This is a genomic window from Rhodococcus sp. ABRD24, assembly GCF_004328705.1.
Lineage (GTDB): Bacteria > Actinomycetota > Actinomycetes > Mycobacteriales > Mycobacteriaceae > Prescottella.
The window spans coordinates 2,948,382-2,969,277 of sequence record NZ_CP035319.1 but is presented as its reverse complement, the minus strand read 5'-3'; the positions used below and the strand labels follow the sequence as shown (position 1 = coordinate 2,969,277).

Sequence of the window (20,896 nt, the reverse complement as noted above, 5' to 3'; positions counted from 1 at the left end):
GGAGTGTGGGCCTCGATTCATCCAGTTGTACTGGACTGCCTCACTTCTCGGACGAGGTCTGAGATGAGTGCTTCAAGGCGGCGTGCACCGCTGCACGCCCGACGAATGCGCTGAACAAAGCCCTGCGATCCTCGACTGAATCGTCGGTGTCTTCAGGGTGCCACTGCACACCCACGACCCATTTGCTCTCGTGCTCGATCGCTTCGACGACGCCGTCGAGTCCGCGGGCGGAGACGCGCAAACTGATCCCACATCCTTGACTGCCTGGTGATGCACGCGAGGTTGATCATCTGCGACCCTCGGCAAATCCCCAACATCGGCGCCTCGAGCCCGAACCCTGTGTTGATAGCAGCAAGAGTGCTGCGTTCGTCGGTGCCACGATCCACGCCGTAGAGATTGTCGACGAACTCGGTGTGCCCGTCAGCTCACGCGTCTCGGTATCCATTCCGGGAAAGTTCAGCGGAACCACGACGGCGATCAGCGGACCAGCCACCGCATCGAAACCCGAAGGAAGAACCTCCTGCAATTCGATGGCTTCGACGCTCACTCTTAGTTCTCCTCGGCATCTCCGAGTTGCGGCGGGGCACTGCGATACTGAACTGGGGTAGCTGACATGGATATCGGATTCGCGACCTGCGGCGTGCTGCTGCCAGGAACATCGACCACGGCGTCGAGGCCCAACTGCTCGGCGAAGTCGAATGCTTCGGCAATGTCGTTGATCGGGCCGGCGGGCACGCCGGCAGCGGTCAGCGTCGTGAACCAATGGTCGGCGCCCTCCGCGGCAAGTCCAGCACTGACGACATCGCAGAGTGCAGCGCGGTTGACCACTCGCGAGGTGTTCGTGCGGAATCGCTCGTCCACGGCGAGCTCTGGAAGACCGAGGGCGTCGGAGAGTTGCGCAAACTGCTTGTCGTTACCGACCGCCAGGGCGATGGGGCGATCTGCGGTCGGGAAGACCTCGTACGGGGCGATGCTGGGGTGCCGATTACCCATGATTGCGGGAACAGCTTGGGCACCAAGGTATCCAGAGGCCTGATTGACCAGCGACGAGAGCAGCACCGACAGAAGATTGGTGTCGACCCGCTGGCCTTGGCCGGTGGAGTTGCGATGGTTGAGGGCTGCCAGTATGCCCGCAAGAGCATGCAGGCCGGTCAGCACGTCGACCAGTGCGACACCGATCTTCGTCGGCGAGCCGGGCTCGGGGCCGGTCATACTCATGAGGCCACCGACTGCCTGCACAAGCAGGTCATAGCCCGGCATGTCGGCACCTCCCCCGTGCCCGAATCCGGTGATCGAACAGTAGATCAGATCAGGTTTGATCGTCCGGAGGTCGTCGTAGCCCAATCCGAGGCGCTCCATCGTCCCCGCGCGAAAGTTCTCGACGACGATATCGGCGCGGCTGACCAGATCCCGGGCGCGCGCACGCCCGTCCTCGGTGCCCAAGTCGAGCACCAAGGAGGTCTTGTTGCGATTGACCGAGTTGAAGTAGGTGGCGTTGCCTTCGTTGTCGAAGGGCGGTCCCCAGGCCCGCGTGTCGTCCCCGACTCCCGGCCGTTCGATCTTGACGATCTCCGCACCGAGATCACCGAGCAGCATCGTCGCGTACGGTCCGGCGAGGACCCGGCTGAAATCGGCGACAACGATGCCCTCGAGAGCGCCGCGACTCATACCCGAGCCTCCCCGCCCCGCAGATACACCGTGGTGGTGTGAGTGAAGAACTCCCGGGTCGATCGGCCCTGCTCCTTTGGCCCGTACCCACTCTTCTTCGCACCGCCGAACGGCACATGCGGGTCCGCCCCAGCAGATTCCGAGTTGATGTGCAAGATTCCGACGTCGATGTCGTCGATGGCGTCGAGGGTTCGGGTCAGGTCCTGGGTGAAGATCGCGGCGGAAAGCCCGAACTCGCTGTCGTTCGAAAGGGCGAATGCCTCTGCCACAGTCTCAGCACGCCGGACCGCCAGGACTGGGCCGAACAGTTCCTCTCGCCAGATGTCCGGGACCTGCGACGGTAGCTCGACGATGGTCGGAGGAACGAAGAAGCCCGCGGCCAGGGCCCCATCGACGTACGGCTGCCCTCCTGCGATGTGCCGTGCACCCTGATCGAATGCGCGATCGATACCGGCCTGGATCGATGTGCGGGCGGCGGCGTTGACCACGGGGCCCATCTCGACGCCATCGTGCAAGGGGTTCCCCACGTTGAGTGCGCTGGCGCGCTTCCCCAGTTCGGCAAGAAAATCGTCGGCGATGTCGCCGGTGACGATCAGCCGGGAGGTGGCGGTGCACTTCTGCCCGGTGGAACGGAAGGCTCCCAACATCACCTGCTCGGCGGCAAGCTCGAGGTCGGCGTCGCCCAGGACGACGGCGGCGTTCTTCCCACCCATCTCGGCCTGAACCGGCACGCCCCGCGCGGCGCCGGCCGCCGCGATCTTGCGACCCACTCCGGTCGATCCGGTGAAGGTGACCGCGTCAACGCCGGGATGTTCGACGAGATGGTTGCCGACGGCGCCGCCACCAATCACCAGATTCAGTACACCGTCAGGCAAACCGGCGTCGGCGAGGGCCTGGGCCAGGCGCATCGCGAGCAGAGGGACGGTGCTGGCCGGCTTCCACACCACAGTGTTGCCGTAGGTCAAGGCCGGGGCGATCTTCCACGCCGGGATCGCAATGGGGAAATTGAACGGGGTGATGACACCCACCACGCCGAGGGGTTTGCGGGTGACGAGAATACGTTCGCCCCGTCGGGGTGAGGAGAAGACCTCACCCGAATCCCGGTCGCCCTCATTGCCGTAGTACCGCAGGATCTGTGCCGCGCGCAGCACCTCCCCGACACCTTCGGGCTTGGTCTTGCCTTCTTCCAGAGCGAGTTCGGCGCCCCAGTCCTGAGCCGCATTCTCCACCAGCCCCGCCGCACGAACGAGAATCGCACCTCGCTCGTGCGCAGGGGTACGCGCCCACTCCCGCTTCACCCGCTGGGCGGCGGCGACTGCTCTGTCGAGCTCCGCGGTTCCTGCCATTCGTCCCTCGGCAACAACAAGTTCCGGCTCTGCCGGACTACTGCTGACGACGGTGTCGGCAACGCCGTCGAGCCACTGCCCGTCGACGAAGTTGTGCAGCTGCACGGGTGCGGTCATGTCAGTTCACCTCTGGGTGCGGGGATTGATGGTGAGAGTGGGCGCGGAACCGGATCAGCGGAAGGCGGCCTGCCCGGTCAGCGCCTTGCCGATCGACAGCAGGTGCATCTCGCTCGTGCCCTCGTAGGTGAGTACCGACTCGAGATTGTTGGCATGTCGCAACGGCGGGTATTCGAGGGTGATGCCACTTCCGCCGAGGATCGTCCTGCATTCTCGGGCGATGGCGATAGCTTCCCGGACGTTGTTGAGCTTGCCGAGGCTGATCTGCTCGGGCGACACTCCCCCATCGTCCTTCATCCGCCCGAGGTGCAGTGCCAGCAGCATGCCCTTGCCGAGCTCGAGCGTCATGTTGGCGAACTTCTCCTGGGTGAGCTGAAAGCTCGACAGCGGCTTGTCGAACACCTCACGGGAGCCGGCATAGGCGATCGCCGATTCGAGGCTGTCCCGGGCCGCACCGAGGGCGCCGAACACGATGCCGAAGCGGGCCTCGTTCAGGCACGACAACGGTGCGCTGAGGCTGAGCGCCTCGGGTAGCTGCGCAGACTCGGGAAGACGCACATTGTCCAAAACCAGTTCGGAGGTGACGGAGGCCCGAAGTGACAGCTTCTTGTGGATGTTGTTGGCGGTGAAACCCTTGGTGTCCGTCGGCACGAGAAATCCGCGGACCCCGTCTTCAGTCTGGGCCCAGATCGTGGCGACGTCGGCCAGGCCTCCGTTGGTGATCCACATCTTGGTGCCGTTGAGCACCCAGTCGCTCCCTTCGCGACGCGCGCGGGTACGCATGCCAGCGGGGTTGGAGCCGAAGTCGGGCTCGGTCAAGCCGAAACACCCGATCGCATCACCGGCGGCGAGACGCGGCAACCACTCTTGCTTCTGTTCTTCCGAACCGTAGCGGTAGATCGAGAACATCGACAGCGAGCCTTGCACGGACACGAAGCTGCGGAATCCGCTGTCACCGGCTTCGAGTTCGAGGCAGGCGAGACCGTAACTCACAGCACTGGTTCCAGCACAACCGTATCCATCGAGGTGCATGCCGAGGACGCCGAGCTTCCCGAACTCCTTGGCCAATTCCTTAGGAAGTGTGGCGGATTCGAACCAGTCTTCGACGTTCGGCTTCAACCTGGTTTCAACGAACTTGCGGACGGTACCGGCGATGTCGCGTTCATCCTCGTCGAGAAGGACATCAGTACCGAACAGCTCGAGTGGACGCAGCGGGCCTGTCTTCCGGGGCGCAGTCAGCGTGGTCATGAGGGGTGGTGCTCCTTAGCGGATATGAGGTTCTTACAGGGCGGCGATCGCTTCTCGAACTACCGAGAAGCCTTCCACGAGTAGCTCGTCCGAGATCGTCAGAGGCGGCAGGAAGCGCAGGACGTTCCCAAAGGTGCCCGCGGTCAAGGTGAGCAGCCCGTGCGACAGGCAGTAGCGGTTGATCTCGGCGACCGCTTCCCGGTTCGGAGCCTTTGACCTCGGCTGGACGAGTTCGATCGCAACCATCGCACCTCGGCCACGGACGTCACCGATGATGTCGGTCTCGGCGGCAATATCGCGCAGCTCGCGGAACATGATGTCTCCGATAGCCTGAGCGCGTTCGAGGAGATTCTCGGCTTCAATGGTCTCGAAGACGCCCAGCGCGGCCTCGCAAGCGGCCGGATTGCCGCTGTACGTACCGCCGATCCCGCCGGCGTGTGCGATATCCATGATGTCGGCGCGGCCGGTGACTGCCGCCAACGGCATCCCGCCGGCCAGCCCCTTCGCGGTCGTGATGAGGTCGGGCACGATGCCCTCGTGCTCGGAGGCGAACCAGGCACCGGTTCGCGCGATGCCCGACTGGACCTCGTCTGCGATCAGGAGAATGCCGCGGTCACGGCAGAAGTCTGCAATCCGGCGCAGGAACCCGTCGGCGGGGACGATGAATCCACCCTCGCCCTGGATGGGTTCGACCACAACGCAAGCGACCGCGTCGGCACCGATCTGCGAATCCACCAACATTTCGAACTGCGCGAACGCTTCGTCAGCAGCGTGCTCGGCGCCACTGGGCCACCGGTAGGGGTAGGCCATGGGCGCACGATGAACCTCGGGCGCGAACGGGCCGAATGTGCTCTTGTACGGCTGATTCTTCGCCGTCATTGTCATGGTCATCAGCGTGCGGCCGTGGAAGGCGTGATCGAAGGTGATGACCGCCGGCCGGCCAGTGGCCGCCCGCGCATACTTCACCGCGTTCTCCACGGCTTCGCTGCCCGTGTTGAACAGCGCAGTCCGCTTCTCGTGATTACCAGGGGTCAGCCGGTTGAGCACCTCGGCCACCTCGATGTACGGCTCGTACGGCGTCGCGAGAAAACAGGTGTGCGTGAACTTCTCCAGCTGGCGAGAGGCCCGCTCGACGACCCGCGGCGCGGCATTGCCGACCGTGGTCACCGCGATACCGCTGCCGAAATCGATGAACGAGTTGCCGTCGACATCGACGAGGACTCCACCACCGGCCGCCGCAGCGTAGATGTTCGCTCCGCTGGTCAACCCAGCTGGAAGGGCGGAACTACGGCGGGTGGCCAATTCCTGCGAGCGAGGTCCGGGTACATCGGTGACGATTCGGCGGACCTGCTCGAGCTGCGGTCCGCCGACGATTGTGTGCACAGCAGTCATGTCGTGTCCTCCAGTCGGGTTACCCGAAACACTAGGAGCCACGTCATCACCAGAACATCGCCACATGGGCCACTTTGAATCACCCTATTGTCCGGCTTGGCCAACACGATCACTGGGCGTGAGCACGCACACTTGCAGCACTGGACCACGGAAGGAAGCTGCAATGGGCAACGGCGCCACAATGGCAGAACATCTCGCGTCACCACTGGCTGTGGACGTAAGCGAGGCAGTCGAACGATTGTTGCTCTCTGGCAGCGACCGCTCGGCCAACCCGCGCATGACCTTCCTCACCGGCACGTCCGAGAACGGTTCCGTGGAGGCCGTGATCCTCTGGCCAGAGGGAACACCCCTGCTCTCGGACGTTGCCAACATGTTCGAACACTTCGGGCTGCGCGTCGCCGATCGAGAGACCTTGCCGCTGCAATCCGGCATGCCAGCCGAGGCTGTGCTCCACAAATTCTTCTTTCGGACACCGCAGATGTGGCGAAGCGAGTCACTCAGCCGAGTCTCTGAGGCCTTCGAAGCCTGTGCGTTGCACGGCTTCGAGATCGACGACTACGCAAAGCTGATCGCCGCCGTCGGTCTGACCTGGCGGGAGGTCATTCTCATCCGCTCGGCAAGCCGATTCGTCCGGCAGGCGGGCCTCGGCCTGTCGGAGACCTATGTCATCGACACTCTGCTGAACCACCCACAGTTCACCGAGACCCTCGTCCGATACTTCGACGCACGGTTCGACCCCGATCTCCATGATCGAGAGCAAACCCTCGCGAACACCGGGGCGAGACTACGCACACATCTGGACGCGGCCACCACCCTGGATGAGGACCGAATCCTGCGATCCCTGGAATCATTCGTCACCGCGTGTGTTCGGACGAATTGGTATCAGCTCGACAATACGGGCACACCGAAGCCGTATGCCTCGTTCAAGCTCGACTCGAGCAAACTGGCGCTCACCGGACCCGTGGTTCCCTACCGGGAAATCTATGTCTGCGCCAACGAGGTCGAAGGCATCCACCTGCGCAGCGGCGCCGTCGCACGCGGTGGACTGCGGTTCTCCGAGCGGCCAGAGGACTACCGCACCGAAGTCCTGGGCCTGATGAAGACACAAACGGTCAAGAACTCACCGATCGTGCCGGTCGGAGCGAAGGGCGCGTTCGTCCGAAGGAAACCGAACATCACAGCGGCGGAGGCATACTCGATCTTCATCAGAGGTCTGCTCGACGTCACCGACAACATCGTCGACGGCGACGTCGTTGCCCCCGAACGAACCGTCACCTACGACGGCCCCGATACCTATCTCGTGGTCGCCGCCGACAAGGGAACAGCCTCGTTCTCGGATCTCGCGAACGGCATAGCTCTCGAGGCCGGGTACTGGCTAGGTGATGCCTTCGCCTCCGGAGGCTCGAGTGGGTACGACCACAAGGCCATGGGAATCACTGCCCGTGGCGCCTGGGTATCGGTGCGCCGCCACTTCGACGAACTTGGGGTGGACATCGACAGCGATACGTTCACCGTTGCGGGTATCGGCGACATGTCCGGCGATGTATTCGGAAACGGCATGCTGCTGTCGAAGGCGATCAAACTCGTCGCCGCCTTCGACCACAGGCACATCTTCATCGATCCTGACCCCGATCCCCTGCTCTCGTTCGCGGAGCGCGAGCGCCTGTTCGCGCTCCCCGGCAGCAGCTGGGACCATTACGATCGCAGCATCTTGTCGACCGGAGCCGGTGTCTGGCCACGCACCGCCAAGCAGATCTCACTGTCGCCCGAAGCTCAGGCACGGCTCGGGTTGCAGCGGGGATTGCTGACACCGAACGAGCTGATCAAGGCGATCCTGACACTGCGGGTCGACCTCCTGTGGAACGGAGGAATCGGAACCTACGTCAAAGCGTCATCCGAAACATCTGCAGACGCAGCCGACCCCGTCAACGATTCGGTCCGCGTGGATGCGGCCCAGTTGCGCTGCTCGATCATCGGTGAGGGCGGCAACCTCGGGCTGACGCAGCGTGCCCGCATCGAGTACGCCCTCGGCGGTGGCCGGATCAATGCCGACTTCATCGACAACGCCGCCGGCGTGGCCACCTCCGACCTGGAAGTCAACCTCAAGATCGCACTCGACGTCGCCGTTCGCACCGGAGGCATCACTGCCGACCAACGCAACACCCTGCTCGCCGAATCCCGCCCCGATGTCGCCGATGCGGTCCTCCGGAACAACGAGAGCCAGGCGCTGGCGATCAGTCTCGCCGAATCCCAAGCCCCACAACTACTGAACCGTCACGAACGGCTCATCGACAACCTCGAGCACAACAACGGAATCAACCGCGCAACGGAAGTGCTCCCCACAAAGAAGGAACTCGCCTCGCGGGCCCAGGCCGGCCTGGGCCTGACGCGACCTGAGATCGCGGTCCTGCTCGCACAGTCGAAGAACGTGGTGCAGCAGGATCTACTCAACTCGTCGGTGCCCGAGGAGCAGGTTTTTGCGTCAGCCTTGTCGACCTACTTCCCGCAACGGATCCGCGAGCAACTCGCCGACGAAGTCGGCAACCATCACCTCGCCCGCGAGATCATCGCAACCAAGGTCGCGGACGACCTGATCAACCACGTCGGCCCCGGCTTGATCTACCAGCTCGAGGAGCGCCTCGGGGTCAAGACATCTGCGGTCGCGCGCGCGTACGCCGTCGTCCGTGCAGTTTTCGACATCGATCAACTGTGGGCAGAGGCCCGGCAGCGGACCGATGTCGGAAGTGCCGAACGCTGGAGCCTGCTGCGCCATGTTCAGCACTTCATCGAGCACACCGCGTCCTGGATCCTGCGGCGACGGCCCGCGCCCTTGGATGTCGCCGCGGAGATCGAGCGGTACCGCCCCAGCGTCCGCAAGCTCGTGGCGAATCGGCCTCGCCCGATCACCATCGACGACACCATGGACGAACTCCGTTTTCTGGGAGAAGTATTCGACCTGATCGAAACAGCCCAGCACCGCGGTTGCTCGGTCGCCATCGCCGCGGAGGTTCACGCACAAACGGACGCCGCGCTCGGCCTTGCCTGGTTGACCGGCCAGCTCGAGAACCGCATCATGGCGAACTGGTGGGACTCGATGGCAGCGGCGTCCGTGCGCGACGATCTCGCGGAAGGACACCACTGTCTGGTTGCGGCAATCATCGACTGCCACAGGACATCTGACCCGGTGCCCACTTGGCAAGAGCGTACAGTCGACGCAATCGACCGCTTCTCGCGCATGACGACGGAACTAAGGCGCGACGGCTTCGTCGATGTCTCCCGCGCGTGCACTGCCAGTGCCGAGCTGAAGCTCCTGGTGCGCAGCACCGCATCGGGAGGAAGGGAGAGCATCGGATGACACCCCGACTGCAACTTCGCATCGGCGTACTTCCCGGAGACGGTATCGGGCCCGAAATTGTGCCCGCCGCCGAGATCATCATCGACGCCGCGCTCGCTGCACGGTCCGACGTGGAGATCACCTGGCAACGACTGTCGATCGGCCACGACGCAATCTCCAAGTACGGGACACCGATACCCTCGGCAACGTTGGAGGTCCTCGACGAGCTCGACGCATGGATCCTCGGCCCCCATGACAGCGCCTCCTACCCGGACCCGTGGCGCACACAGTTGACACCGGGCGGAACTATCCGAAAACGGTTCGGGCTGTTCGCCAATATCCGTCCTGCTCGTGCCCTTCCAGGCACGACGCCGGTATCACCGAAGATGGATCTGGTCGTGGTGCGGGAGAACACCGAAGGGTTCTACGCGGATCGGAACATGCACGCCGGTTCCGGAGAGTTCATGCCCACCCCCGACGTTGCGATGGCGGTCGGGGTGGTGACTCGTCAGGCGTGTGAGCGAATCGCCCACGAAGCGTTCCGGCTGGCACGAACTCGCCGACGGCGGGTCACCATCGCGCACAAAGCCAACGTGCTGCCCATGACCATGGGATTGTTCCTGGACACCTGCCTCGAAGTCGCCGAACAGTACCCCGACGTCACCGTCGATCATCAGCACATCGATGCGCTTGCCGCGCTGCTCGTCCGTCACGGAGACGCATTCGACGTCATCGTCACCGAGAACATGTTCGGCGACATCTTGTCCGATCTGACCGGCGAACTAGCCGGCTCCATCGGAAACGCTCCGTCGTTGAACACATCAGAGACAAAGGCCATGGCCCAGGCAGCCCATGGCGCCGCCCCGGACATCGCCGGCCTCGGTATCGCCAATCCCACCGCCGTGATCCTCTCCTCCGCCATGCTGCTGCGTTGCCTCGGTGCCCGGCACGACCATGCAGTTCTGAGCCATACCGCGAACAAGATCGAGACTGCCGTCGAAACCGTAATGGGACAGGGCATTTGCACCGCCGACCTCGGTGGAACCGCATCCACTGCTCGATTCGTCGACGCCGTGGTCGAATCGGTTACCTGTTCATCCGACAGGGTCCAGTCCTAGGTTGTCAAACCGCCGTTCGGAGGGCGCTGGGTGCGGGCACAGGACGAGCGCCACGTGACAGCGAAACACCCCGGAATGAGACCATCGAGTATGAACATGCAGTTTGGGGAGGTATCGGCACTCCTACGGAACCTGCGGTACTACCTCGTGAATGCCCGTCGATTTTTCACAGGGTGGAGTGTCACCGAGATTCCGCCCACAGAACTCCCGCGCCCCGAAGACCGCTGATCCGACCCGATACCAGAGCAGTTCGGTGGCACACTCGGACGAAATGGGGAGGTGGGTACGAGTGAGCTCCACGAAACATGGCACGCGGTACCCCGGCGGAGCGTTGTAGCTGCCTTCACACTGACAATGGTGTTGACCGTCACCACCGCGGCGCAGCAGTCGTGGCCCTTGGCCGCTTTCGTGTTCGTCACGTCGGCGGTGTGAGGTGGTGCGGCGCTGGTACTCATCGCGCGATCGAGAATCCAGCACCGGCGCAGCAACTAGGGCGACTCCGACTGGGCGCTCGACATCATCCGGACGCACTCTGCCGCATCGAGGGCGGACCCGGCTGACGACAACGAGCTGAACGAAAGACAGAACCCGCACCTGCCGGCGGGGCAGTGTGCGGGTTCTGTGGTCGGTGTTGCGACCGACCGGCGCTTCTCGACTGTTCGGGCGTTCCCTGGTCAGCTCCCGTAGTGGTATCGGCAGGCCGCGATGCGGATCTCGTCCTCGCTGATCTTGTACACGAGTCGGTGTTCGTCGGTGATCCGACGCGACCAGTAGCCGTGGAAGCCGTGCTTGAGGGGTTCGGGTTTGCCGATGCCCTCGTTCCCGTTCCGTTCGATGTCCTTGATCAGGGTGTTGATCCGCCTCATGACCTTGCGGTCCTGGGTCTGCCACCAGAGGTAGTCCTCCCAGGCGCTCTCGTCCCAGACCAGTTTCATTCGATCAGGTCGCGGGCGGCCCCGGTGCCGTGCTCGAGCCGATCGATCGAGGCCAGCAGCCGGCGGGCATTCTCCGGGCTCCGGAGCAGGTACGCCGTCTCCTTCAACGATTCGTAGTCGTCGAGAGCCACCATCACCACCGGCTCATGGCCGGCCCGGGTGATCACCACTTCCTCACGGTCGTCGGTAACGGCGTTCAAGGTCTCGGCATACTTCGCCCGCGACTCCGAATAGGTCATCGTCTTCACGGCCAGCTCCTCTCCTGTACGTACAGGAAATTGTACGCGCTACACCGAGCTGATGGGGCGGCCGCGTCGATCGGGCCGTCGAGCGAAGGCGGATGCGCGATGATTGCGCCGTGGCGCGAGCAAGAGGGAACGGGCGATGAAAGCCCGGACGGAGCAGGACGCGGCCTACCGCAAAGCCCTCGGCATTGAGCAGGAAGAGGCACACTCCCGACGCAGCTCGGGGCGGCCTCCGGCGCGGGGGCGGTGCGCGGCAGTCGCGGTCCGTCCAGCAGCACGACGGCGCGGCATCGCCGACGGCGGAGCCAGGCAACGTAGCGCTTCGCTGAGCAGATCCAGGGAGCTCCCATCGAAGGTGCTCTGCCGGCCGACCGCTCTACGCCGATTCCCAGGTTGCGGCAGCGATGACATCGGCGGCCTGCTCGATCTCCTGCGCGGTTCCCGCGCTGCCGGTCAGCCACGCCACGTTCGACACTGGCTGTCCGCCGTCGACGGTCAGGGACGGCTGCGGCCGGGTGAGCAGCGCCTGCACCGTCTGCGGGGTGCAGGTCCTTATCCAGCAGCGGCAGGATCTTCTCGAGCTACGGGACCGCGCCGTCGGCGGTGAACTGGGCGGGCGGCAGCAGTCGGCCCTGACCCGAGTCGAACGCCCACAGGGTGCCGCCGGCCAGGCGCTGACGGATACGGGCGGTGGTGACACCGATGATCTCGCAGGCCACCGGATGGTGCTGGTGGCTGCATCGGGCAGCGCACTCGACCGGGGTCAGGTACTCCAGGCCTGAATGACGATGCCGTGTGTCGTACTCGCCCTTGAAGTCGCCGATGACGACGCGGGCCTCGAGCAGGTTCGTCCAGTGGTTGCGGTTAAGGCACTCCCATCGCAGGCGGTTGTTGAACGACTCGATGTAGCCGTTGTTCCACGGCGTACCCGGAGGGATGTACGACAGCCCGACCCGCCCGGCTCGACTGTCGGGCACGAGGACAGGCCGGCCCGTTTGCGGGCGCTGTGGACCCGCCGCTGCAGGCCCTCCTCCTTCCACAGGCGGTGCACCTTTTTCTTGTTCACGCCCTGGTGCTCGTCGAACCGCAGCGCCGCCCAGGCCCGCCGGAACCCGTGGCACGGGTTCGTCTTCGAGTACGTCCTCAACCATTCCCGCAGGTCGGCGTCCGGGTCGGCGGGAATCTGGGCGAGCGCGACACGACGGTAGGTGGAACGAGCAGCCCGACCGCCTTGCACGCGAGCCGCTCCGACATACTCAACACGTCCTCGAGCATGTCTACGCCGCGGCGCTTGGCGTCCGGGCTCAGAACTTTCCCTTCGCCACCTCTCGCAGAGCGTCCTTCTCGGAGTTCGGCATCGGCGAGCAGTTGAACGCGCCCACACGGCCCCGAACGACCGGGCCAGCATCTGCTGCTGACCCGACGGTGAACGACCGAGCTTGCGGGCGGGTGAGAAGTTCGCCCGCCTGGGCCTCATCGTCGAGGTTGCGCACGCCTTCCGGCTCGCGGGCAGAGTGCAACGCGCAGCCGGAGAAACCGACGCCGCGCTCTGGGCGCTGGAATCGGCCTTCGAGGGCTTCACCCGCCTTCGAACTCGACGAATACGTCTGCCGCCTCAGGCAACGGTGACGAACGCGCCGAGGCTGCCCCGGAGAACTCATCGAGCTCCTCCGCACCCGCGATCAGTCCGACCGATCCGACCAGATCACCGCACAGACCTAGACATGGCTTTGACTGCGGGGTTCGTGGCTTCAAGTTCAGCGGGGATCTGCCAAGCCGGGGCGTCCCCGCGTATACGGGCGAGCGCGTCGCGTACCGTCGCGACGGTGCGCCCCTGTTCTGCACGGCGTCGCTCGGCGAGGTCCTCGGTGAGGGCGGAGGTATCGAGCGGCTGTTCGACCCTCGCAAGCAGCTCGGCCATCGACGTGAGCAGTTCGCCGATGGCGTCCATTCGGGCGGCCAGCGGCGCCCATGCGGTGAGGACGGCCGCGGTGACTTCCTCCGTACTCCGCCGGCGACGAGACGGGAATCGCCGTGCTGAAGATCTCGTGCGAGACCTCTTCGTCACCGGTCTCGGTCGTGCACTGGGCGGCTTCGGTGAACGCGAGTCCGGCGTGGTCGAGAAGCCCCATCGCTTCGAATTCGGTGACGGCGCCCAGATATTCCGCGCGTGCAGCTCTGCAGTCCCGTCGCATGGCGAGGGCTTCGGCGCGGCCGTACCGTTCATCGCCCGAGGCGGGGGCGCCCGCGTCGACTGCGGTCGAGGGGGCACCCGCCGTGTAGCGGAGTGTGGTGTCGGCCTTGGAGACTGGCCGCGGCGTGGCGTCGTGAGTCCTCATCCATGCGCTCTGACCGGTTTATCGCTGCCGTGCATCCCCACCCGTTGCTATTGAGGCCGAGCCCTTTCCCATAGCTCCGGGAATCTCTTGTTCACACGCTCGAAGAACGTCATGCTTGTATCGATGGCGCAGGCGAGATGCTGCAGGAGTTGGTCGTCGCTCAACCCGTGCTCGTAATCGACACTGAGTTCGGCGTGAAGGCGGAGTACGCCCTCGTCGTCGCGCTCAACGTAGGCCTTCGGCCACAGCTTCTCGAAGTTCCACGCGTTGCAGACCTTGAGAGCCCGGAGGTATTCGGATTCCTCGACCTTGCCGTGCCAGAAACCGCGCACGCACAACAACTCTCCACTGTCGCCGTTGATCAAGAAGTGGAAGGATCCGTACACCCAAGTAACGCCGATGTCACCGTCGGCGTCGACGCAGTACGACCACCCAGCCCGCTTCAGCGCGGCTTTGATTCGTTCCTGCGAGAGCGGGGCAAGACCGCTCTCAACGCCCGGTACCGTTTCCTTCGTGAACAACCTCATGGTGTGCCCTTCTGAGTGGTGATCAGTGCGATGAAGCCGACGGTGGATACCTGCCGCCGTCTCCTGCAGGATGGCGACTGCTACTTCGCGGTACTGGATGAACCCGCATTCTCGATGCGAAAACTCTTGTACCGAAGCCGGATCGGCGCATGCTATGGCGGAGCGTTCTGCTGGGGCGAACACGTCGACACCCAATGCGCGACCAAGTTCTTTCGACGTCGGAACCTTCCCTAATCTCATGACTCGCCCCGGCGGGCCACGCGAGCTCGCTGATTCTCGGTCCACCCGCTCGTGGAGCTGGAGAAACGCCTTGGCGGGCTCGGGCAACGGCGGCAGTAATCGTCCAAGATTCTCGGTCTCGTCGTCGAGCCGCACGACCCATTCACGCGTTGCTGCAACCAATCGTCCCCGGCCGGAAACATCAGGTGGGGTTGGCGGCGCCTGAGTCGTCGAGAATCGATGCGAACAGGCCACCCAGCGCCGTCTCGGTCTCGGCACCCGTGACCTGGGCACCGCTCTCGATGTGGCGATCGAGCTTGTCCTCGGACCGGATCGGGGCCTCCAGCCCCCAGGCGGGGGCCTCGTCGTCCTGAATGACCCGTTCGAGTTCGATTGCCGCCGAGGTTCACTGCGCATCCACCGGGCTTCAGCTCTGGCTCGATAGCGGTAGCGGTTGGCGCTGTGACTGAAGTTCAACGTATTTCGTACTATCCATGAACTGAGACTTGACTTCAGCGAACGCCCAGTCCAGCCAGTCGGTCAGCACAGCGAGATCGCGCGTTTCCACGGTTGCGCCGCACCAGATACGCAGTCCCGGGGGTGCGTCACGATGGGAGCCGATGTCATACGCCACGCCCTGCGTTTCGAGCAGGGCGACGATACCCCTGGCGCATGCGGCGGCGGCCTCGTCCCCACCCGCGGCTACTTCGGGGTCAACGATTGTCAGGCACACGCTGGTGTTGGAGCGGGTTTCCGGCCTGACGGCGAGATGCGTGACCCAGTCCCTGCTGTCTACCCAGTCGGTCAGAACTTTAGCGTTGGCATCAGCACGGGCGACGAGGCCTATCAATCCATCGTTTTCGCCGGCCCAATGTAGCGCGTCGATGTAGTCCTCGACGCAGAGCATCGAGGGGGTGTTGATGGTCTCGCCTCGGAAGATGCCTTCGTTGATCCTGCCGTTACTAGTGAGCCGGAACAGTTTCGGGAGTGGCCATCTCGGTGTGTAGGTCTCGAGCCTGTCGACCGCGCGTGGTGACAGTATGAGCATTCCGTGGGCGCCCTCGCCGCCAAGGGCCTTCTGCCAGGAGAAGGTAACTACATCGAGCCTCTCGAAGTCCAGCGGTTGGGCGAAGGCGGCCGAGGTTGCGTCACAGATCGTCAATCCATTGCGGCCCAGTGGAATCCATTCGGCATTGGGAACTCGTACACCAGAGGTAGTGCCGTTCCACGTGAAGACCACATCGCGGTCAGTCGAGTCGACTCGGGTGAGATCGGGAAGCTCTCCGTAGGGCGCGGTGATGACACGGGTATCCAGGCCCAGTTGGTCGACGATGTCGGCGCCCCAGCCGTGGCCGAAGCTTTCCCAGGCCAGAACGTCGACGGGCCGAGGACCGAGCAACGACCAGAGTGCCATCTCGACAGCGCCAGTGTCGGAGGCGGGGACGATCCCAATGCGATGGTCGGCGGGGACGCGTAGTACGTCACGAGTCAACTCGATAGCGAGTTTCAGCCGGTCCTTACCCGCCTCGGCACGGTGTGATCGCCCCAGAAGCGCGCCGGCGAGCTGCTCGAGGTTCCATCCGGGACGCTTCACCGTTGGACCGGAGGAGAATTGGGGACGGTTGGGCCGTGTGGAGGGTGGGTGCGTCATGATCCTAGGTCAATTCGAGAGTGAAGTGGTGGGCTCTGATATCCATGCGTTCGCGGAGATAGAAGCGGTGGGCATCGTGCCGTTGGAGCCCGGAGTCCAGGTCGGAAATCCGGCACCCCAGGTCGCGGGCACGTTGCGCGAGAGACCTCAACAGAGTGGCCCCGTGACCTCGGGAGCGTGCGCTCGCCGTCGTAGAGAGATCGTCAACGTAGAGCTTGCGAATTGCGGATGTGCCGAAGATGATTCGCCAACCCGCCACCGCGACGCAGCGTCCGTCCTCGACGACTGCGGTAAATCGCAGGCCCTGCGGGGCACCCTCGTGGAGGATCTGCGCCAAGAGATTCCGAGTGAGATGGGGACGCAGCTCCTGCAGGACAGGCAGGGCACTCCCCCACAGCACGTCGTCCGGTGCCAGATCGACGAGTCCTGTGGTCATGCGAGACGGTCCTCTCGGTACATCTGGAGTGCTGTGTAGCCGGCGGCGCCGTCGACGGCCAGTAGAAGATCGTCACCCGCGAGTAGTCGTGAGACCAATGACGCGGTGAAGGTGTCGCCAACGCCCGCCGGAGTAGCTGGAGCGACAGCGTGCGAGAGGATTTGCGTAGTGTCGCGGGTGAGAACGAGTTCGCCGATCCGGCCGAGCCGGTGACCGCCGTCGCTCGAGATCATGCTGCGCAGTCCCGTGACGACGACCCATTGCGTCCGGAATGTCATGAGGCTTTGCGCCGCGGCCGTTATGTCCTCGAGTCGTGTCAACGAGGAGAGCGGGCGTTCGGTGAGGAGCGCGAGCTCGAAGAGGTTAGGGGTGAGCCCTGTGGCCATCGGCAGCAGCCATCGTCGTAGCGCTGCAGCCACATTCGGATCGTTGTAGAAGCCGAGGCCGATGTCGCCGAGTGTCGGGTCGAGCACGAACGGAACGTCGACCGCCGATCCGGTGCGCGCACTGCTCCATTCGGCAACAACCGCGGCGTGGTCCGGCGAGGCGAGGTAGCCGACGCTGATGGCGCGCAGCTGGTCGAGTGCGCCACTGCGGTCCAAGTCGCACAGGACCTCCCGCAACCAGTCCGCGGACAGGTCCGCCCGGTGCGTGGACGGGTAGTGGGGCAGTACGCTCAGAATGGTGGTGGGCACCGCGGCACATCGCAGACCGGAGGCCTCGTACACGGGTACTGCCGCGTTGAGGCCGACCGAGCCGTATGCCAGTTGCGAGCCGATGGCCAAGACATCCGCGGGACGGGGATCGAGTTCGAGGTGCCGGGCGTCCACGCTGCCGACGCCAACGTGGGTCGCCTGATCAGTAATCACAATCGTTCTTTCGTGGGCGTGGGCCAGTAGAGGTCGTTCGCGGTGGTCCGAGCGCCGAAGATGGCCTGGCCCAAGCGAACACAATCCGCGCCTTCCTCGATGGCAACCTCGTGGTCGCCAGACATGCCCATCGACAGCTCCCCCGGACCGATGAGGTCGGGATCGCTGTCACGCGCGCGGTCACGGACGGCGCGCAGTAGGCGAAAACACTCGCGGAGTCGGGGCGTGTCGGCGGTGAACAGGGCCAGTGTCATGAATCCTCGAACCCTGAGCGCCGTGTACCGCGGCAGTGCGGAGAGGAAGCTCGGCACGTCGACCGGCCCCAGACCGTACTTGGACTCTTCGGCCGAGGTATTGACCTGTACGTATACGTCGAGGGGCCGACCCACCATCTGAAGGCGGCGGTCGAGTGCCTCTGCGACGCGCAGGCTGTCCAGCGCTTGAAATTCGGCCGCGAAGGCGGCGGCATCGCGCGCTTTGTTGGTCTGTAGATGTCCGATGACCGACCATCGAACATCGAGATCGGTGAGGTTCCCATGTTTGCGTTTGGCTTCCTGCACTTTATTCTCACCGAGTTCGCGGCAGCCCGCCTGCACCGCCAGGCGAACTCTGTCCTCGGCGACGGTCTTGCTCACCGGCAGTAGTCGGATCTCGGACGCGTCGCGGCCCGATCGCTCGGCGGACGCGGCGATACGAGCCCGTACGGAAGCAAGGTTGCGCACAAAGTCGTCGATGGTTGCTGCCGGCGGGTACTCCGGACCACTCGATGCATCGGATACTCTTGGCATAGGCCAAATTGTACATGGTCTAGTCTAAGTCGACGAGCGGTGTGACGGAAGGACATTCGAATTGACGCGAATCGAGGGCAGAACAGCAGCCGAGATCGCCGGCAGTGTGCGCCTGCTGGTGGACACCGGCTCACTGCACGCCGGCGACGGGCTGCCCCCGGTGCGCGAGCTGGCGAAGTCGCTCGGCGTGAATCGCAACACCGTGGTCGCCGCCTATCGTCAACTGGCCCTGGCGGGCGTCGCGATAACCAATCGCGGCGCTGGCACGTCGATCGCCCCACCCCCTAAGTTCGTCGAGGAGGGTTTTGCCCCGGACACGGTCCTCCGCGATGTCAGCCACGGGAACCCGGACCGGGATCTTCTGCCCGACCCCACGACGGTGCAACTGCCACCGTCCCCACCGGTGCTGTACGGCGAGTCGACAATCGACCCAGGGCTAGGAGAATGGGCGACATCGCAGTTCGTCGCCGATCAGCCACGCGAGCTCCGCCTGACAGTCACCAGCGGCGCTGTCGATGCGATCGAGAAGCTGCTCTCCCAGGCGCTCAGCCATGGTGATGCGGTCGCCCTGGAGGACCCCTGCTTCCTCACCAGCATCAACGCCGTCCGGCGCGCCGGCTACCGACCTGCCCCCGTCCCGGTCGACAACGAGGGGATGACGGCCGACGGATTGCGGTCCGCCCTGGAGGCCGGCGCCCGCGCCGTCGTGTGCACTCCCCGCGCCCACAACCCCACCGGAGTGAGCCTTACACCGTCACGGGCTGCGGAACTACAGGACGCGCTCGCCGACCATCCGCACGTGCTGGTCATCGAGGACGACCACTTCTCCCTCCTCTGCCAAGCCCGCTACCACAGCATCATCTCGCGCACCCATCAGCGATGGGCACTGGTGCGGTCCGTGTCGAAATTCCTCGGCCCTGATCTGCGGGTCGCCGTAGTGGCGAGCGACCCGGGCACCGCGGAGCGCTTCGCCACACAGATCAGTGGCGGAACGACGTGGGTGAGCCACTTCCTCCAGCGCACCGTGCACGCGCTCCTCACCGACGAGACGATGCAGGACCAAATCCGGGCCGCCGCCCTGCACTATCACCGGCAAAACACCCAGTTCGTCGAGCTCCTGCGAGATCGCGGAATCACCGCCACCAGCGGCGACGGCGTCAACATCTGGGTGCGCACCGGCGCCGACGCGCATGCCGTCGCCGGGCAGCTGATGCGTCGCGGCTGGATCGTCCGCACCGGAGACAGCTTCGCCCTCGGCACCGAGTCGGGTGCCGAACGTATTCGACTGACCGTCCACGAACTCGACACGGATGTCGCCGAGACGCTCGCCGACGCTCTCGCCACGGCCACGGCAGCCGCACTCACGATAGGAGCAGGACTGTGACAACACACGTGACGCCGACCGAAAATCCTGTGATCGTGAGCTCGTCGTCGAGGCTGAACGGAGTCCTCTACGACCTGCGGGGACCAGTGCACGAACGCGCCGCCGAACTCGAGCGCCGCGGACAGGAGATCCTGCGCCTGAACATCGGAAACCCGGCCCCGTTCGGGTTCGAGGCGCCCGAGGTCGTGGTCGACGCGCTCCGAGACATGCTTCCGCATGCGCACGGCTACTCCGAGTCGCAAGGGCTCGAATCCTCCCGAGAAGCGATCCGGGACCACTACGCTTCCCGGCCCGGGTTCCCGGCCGCGGGTATTGACGACATCCTGATCGGCAACGGCGTCTCCGAATTGGTAACCCTCACCCTGCAGGCTCTCCTCGAACCCGGTGACGAAGTCCTCATCCCATCTCCGGACTACCCCTTGTGGACGGCCTCTACCGTGCTCGCCGGCGGAGTACCCCGGCACTACCGGTGCGACGAAGACGCCGGATGGGCTCCCGACACCGAGGAATTGGGACGCTTGGTAACCCCACGTACCCGGGCGATCGTCGTCATCAACCCCAACAACCCGACAGGCGCGGTGTATTCACGGCGCACGCTCGAAGCCATCGCCGCTGTCGCGGATCGGCACGGGCTCCTCCTGCTCTCCGACGAGATCTACGACCGGATCGTCTACCCCGGGCACGTCCACGTCAGCACCGCGCAGGTGGCGCCCACACATCCCTGCATCACCTTCTCAGGACTGTCGAAGACCTCACGTGTCGCCGGCTACCGAGCAGGGTGGGTTGTCGCTACCGGGTTCAGTCCCGACGACGGGTACCTCGCAGGACTTCGCCTGCTCGCCTCGATGCGCATGTGCGCCTCCGTTCCCGCGCAACACGCGATCACCGCGGCATTGCGGCACGACGACACGATCGCCGCACTCCGGATGCCGGGAGGTCGACTCTTCGAACAGCGCGCGCTGACTGTCCGACTACTACGGGACATCCCAGGAGTGACCTGCCACGAACCCGGCGGCGGCCTTTACGTCTTCCCTCGCATCGACCCCGACGTCCACGCGATCGTCGACGACGAACAGCTCGTCCTCGATTTCCTCGACGCGGAACACGTCCTCCTCGTCCACGGGCGCGCATTCAATTGGGCACGCCCAGACCACCTGCGCATCGCCTTCCTTCCCCACGCTCCGGTACTCGCCGACGCCATGAGCCGTTTCGCCCGGTTCCTCACCAACTACCGGCAACACCCACACCGCCGCGCGGTGTGAGGACTCCGAGAAGCCGAA

Annotated in this window: 20 protein-coding genes; 4 read left to right on the top strand and 16 right to left on the bottom strand. The window is 64.6% G+C overall.

The genetic code is table 11. The features are described 5' to 3' along the window. Positions 1-40: 40 nt before the first annotated feature. The 5 genes from ERC79_RS13040 to gabT form a co-directional block, all read right to left on the bottom strand. Positions 41-241: a gamma-glutamyl-gamma-aminobutyrate hydrolase family protein gene (locus ERC79_RS13040; RefSeq protein ID WP_207390315.1), complete on the bottom strand. Its 201-nt coding sequence runs from the start codon at positions 239-241 to the stop codon at positions 41-43. Positions 242-549: 308 nt separating this feature from the next. Beyond that, a complete protein-coding gene (locus ERC79_RS13035) occupies positions 550-1,668 on the bottom strand; it encodes a CoA transferase (protein ID WP_131578753.1) in 1,119 nt (372 codons plus the stop codon). Continuing rightward, positions 1,665-3,131 carry an aldehyde dehydrogenase family protein gene (locus ERC79_RS13030; RefSeq protein WP_131578751.1) on the bottom strand — a complete coding sequence of 489 codons (1,467 nt, stop codon included), beginning with the start codon at positions 3,129-3,131 and terminating at the stop codon, positions 1,665-1,667. The genes ERC79_RS13035 and ERC79_RS13030 overlap by 4 nt, the downstream gene beginning before the upstream one ends. A gap of 54 nt (positions 3,132-3,185) precedes the next feature. Continuing rightward, positions 3,186-4,379 (bottom strand): acyl-CoA dehydrogenase family protein, encoded by a 1,194-nt coding sequence (locus tag ERC79_RS13025; RefSeq protein ID WP_131578749.1) that lies wholly within the window; start codon positions 4,377-4,379, stop codon positions 3,186-3,188. 33 nt (positions 4,380-4,412) lie between these two features. Continuing rightward, a complete protein-coding gene (gene gabT, locus ERC79_RS13020) occupies positions 4,413-5,771 on the bottom strand; it encodes a 4-aminobutyrate--2-oxoglutarate transaminase (RefSeq protein WP_131578747.1) in 1,359 nt (452 codons plus the stop codon). Positions 5,772-5,934: 163 nt separating this feature from the next. Between gabT and ERC79_RS13015 the strand changes: the two genes are divergently transcribed. Continuing rightward, entirely contained in the window at positions 5,935-9,126 is a 3,192-nt protein-coding gene (locus ERC79_RS13015) for an NAD-glutamate dehydrogenase domain-containing protein (RefSeq protein ID WP_242676553.1), read from the top strand. Continuing rightward, positions 9,123-10,223 carry an isocitrate/isopropylmalate family dehydrogenase gene (locus tag ERC79_RS13010; protein ID WP_131578745.1) on the top strand — a complete coding sequence of 367 codons (1,101 nt, stop codon included), beginning with the start codon at positions 9,123-9,125 and terminating at the stop codon, positions 10,221-10,223. The genes ERC79_RS13015 and ERC79_RS13010 overlap by 4 nt, the downstream gene beginning before the upstream one ends. Before the next feature lie 674 nt (positions 10,224-10,897). Here ERC79_RS13010 and ERC79_RS13005 read toward each other — a convergent pair. From ERC79_RS13005 to ERC79_RS12955, 11 genes are all read right to left on the bottom strand, one after another. Further along, positions 10,898-11,158, bottom strand: a complete 261-nt coding sequence (locus tag ERC79_RS13005) for a Txe/YoeB family addiction module toxin (RefSeq protein ID WP_131578743.1) — start codon at positions 11,156-11,158, stop codon at positions 10,898-10,900. Next, positions 11,155-11,406 (bottom strand): type II toxin-antitoxin system prevent-host-death family antitoxin, encoded by a 252-nt coding sequence (locus tag ERC79_RS13000; RefSeq protein WP_131578741.1) that lies wholly within the window; start codon positions 11,404-11,406, stop codon positions 11,155-11,157. Before ERC79_RS13000 ends, ERC79_RS13005 begins: the two co-directional genes overlap by 4 nt. A gap of 373 nt (positions 11,407-11,779) precedes the next feature. Then, the gene (locus ERC79_RS23485) at positions 11,780-11,935 is read right to left on the bottom strand and encodes a hypothetical protein (RefSeq protein ID WP_242676552.1); all 156 of its coding nucleotides are present in this window, start codon (positions 11,933-11,935) and stop codon (positions 11,780-11,782) included. Between the two features lie 49 nt (positions 11,936-11,984). Next, a complete protein-coding gene (locus ERC79_RS23480) occupies positions 11,985-12,380 on the bottom strand; it encodes a transposase (RefSeq protein WP_242676551.1) in 396 nt (131 codons plus the stop codon). A 327-nt stretch (positions 12,381-12,707) separates the two neighbouring features. Next, positions 12,708-13,064 (bottom strand): hypothetical protein, encoded by a 357-nt coding sequence (locus ERC79_RS23275; RefSeq protein WP_207390314.1) that lies wholly within the window; start codon positions 13,062-13,064, stop codon positions 12,708-12,710. Between the two features lie 44 nt (positions 13,065-13,108). Beyond that, positions 13,109-13,354: a hypothetical protein gene (locus ERC79_RS12980; protein ID WP_131578739.1), complete on the bottom strand. Its 246-nt coding sequence runs from the start codon at positions 13,352-13,354 to the stop codon at positions 13,109-13,111. A 435-nt stretch (positions 13,355-13,789) separates the two neighbouring features. After that, positions 13,790-14,644, bottom strand: a complete 855-nt coding sequence (locus ERC79_RS23475; RefSeq protein WP_242676550.1) for a YbjN domain-containing protein — start codon at positions 14,642-14,644, stop codon at positions 13,790-13,792. A 271-nt stretch (positions 14,645-14,915) separates the two neighbouring features. Beyond that, positions 14,916-16,082, bottom strand: coding sequence for a phosphoserine transaminase (locus tag ERC79_RS12970; protein ID WP_242676549.1), 1,167 nt, complete (start codon positions 16,080-16,082; stop codon positions 14,916-14,918). Positions 16,083-16,143: 61 nt separating this feature from the next. Next, positions 16,144-16,575, bottom strand: a complete 432-nt coding sequence (locus ERC79_RS12965; RefSeq protein ID WP_131578736.1) for a GNAT family N-acetyltransferase — start codon at positions 16,573-16,575, stop codon at positions 16,144-16,146. Then, complete coding sequence (locus ERC79_RS12960) at positions 16,572-17,444, bottom strand: PfkB family carbohydrate kinase (protein ID WP_165497112.1); 873 nt, start codon at positions 17,442-17,444, stop codon at positions 16,572-16,574. The genes ERC79_RS12965 and ERC79_RS12960 overlap by 4 nt, the downstream gene beginning before the upstream one ends. Beyond that, positions 17,441-18,232, bottom strand: a complete 792-nt coding sequence (locus ERC79_RS12955) for a YggS family pyridoxal phosphate-dependent enzyme (protein ID WP_131578733.1) — start codon at positions 18,230-18,232, stop codon at positions 17,441-17,443. Before ERC79_RS12955 ends, ERC79_RS12960 begins: the two co-directional genes overlap by 4 nt. A gap of 61 nt (positions 18,233-18,293) precedes the next feature. On the opposite strand from ERC79_RS12955, the gene ERC79_RS12950 reads away from it, so the two are divergent. Both ERC79_RS12950 and ERC79_RS12945 read left to right on the top strand, forming a co-directional pair. Next, a complete protein-coding gene (locus ERC79_RS12950) occupies positions 18,294-19,616 on the top strand; it encodes an aminotransferase class I/II-fold pyridoxal phosphate-dependent enzyme (protein ID WP_131578732.1) in 1,323 nt (440 codons plus the stop codon). Positions 19,617-19,651: 35 nt separating this feature from the next. After that, on the top strand, positions 19,652-20,878 hold the full coding sequence (locus ERC79_RS12945; RefSeq protein ID WP_242676548.1) for a pyridoxal phosphate-dependent aminotransferase: 1,227 nt from the start codon (positions 19,652-19,654) through the stop codon (positions 20,876-20,878). The last annotated feature ends 18 nt before the right edge of the window (positions 20,879-20,896 follow it).

What these genes read in the sequence shown, in the direction of transcription:
- ERC79_RS13015 (WP_242676553.1), top strand. Translation starts at nt 5,935, where the DNA reads ATGGGCAACGGCGCCACAATGGCAGAACATCTCGCGTCACCACTGGCT.
- ERC79_RS13030 (WP_131578751.1), bottom strand. Translation starts at nt 3,131, where the DNA reads ATGACCGCACCCGTGCAGCTGCACAACTTCGTCGACGGGCAGTGGCTC.
- gabT (WP_131578747.1), bottom strand. Translation starts at nt 5,771, where the DNA reads ATGACTGCTGTGCACACAATCGTCGGCGGACCGCAGCTCGAGCAGGTC.
- ERC79_RS13035 (WP_131578753.1), bottom strand. Translation starts at nt 1,668, where the DNA reads ATGAGTCGCGGCGCTCTCGAGGGCATCGTTGTCGCCGATTTCAGCCGG.
- ERC79_RS23275 (WP_207390314.1), bottom strand. Translation starts at nt 13,064, where the DNA reads ATGAGTTCTCCGGGGCAGCCTCGGCGCGTTCGTCACCGTTGCCTGAGG.
- ERC79_RS12965 (WP_131578736.1), bottom strand. Translation starts at nt 16,575, where the DNA reads ATGACCACAGGACTCGTCGATCTGGCACCGGACGACGTGCTGTGGGGG.
- ERC79_RS12955 (WP_131578733.1), bottom strand. Translation starts at nt 18,232, where the DNA reads ATGCCAAGAGTATCCGATGCATCGAGTGGTCCGGAGTACCCGCCGGCA.
- ERC79_RS12980 (WP_131578739.1), bottom strand. Translation starts at nt 13,354, where the DNA reads ATGGACGCCATCGGCGAACTGCTCACGTCGATGGCCGAGCTGCTTGCG.
- ERC79_RS13005 (WP_131578743.1), bottom strand. Translation starts at nt 11,158, where the DNA reads ATGAAACTGGTCTGGGACGAGAGCGCCTGGGAGGACTACCTCTGGTGG.
- ERC79_RS13010 (WP_131578745.1), top strand. Translation starts at nt 9,123, where the DNA reads ATGACACCCCGACTGCAACTTCGCATCGGCGTACTTCCCGGAGACGGT.
- ERC79_RS13025 (WP_131578749.1), bottom strand. Translation starts at nt 4,379, where the DNA reads ATGACCACGCTGACTGCGCCCCGGAAGACAGGCCCGCTGCGTCCACTC.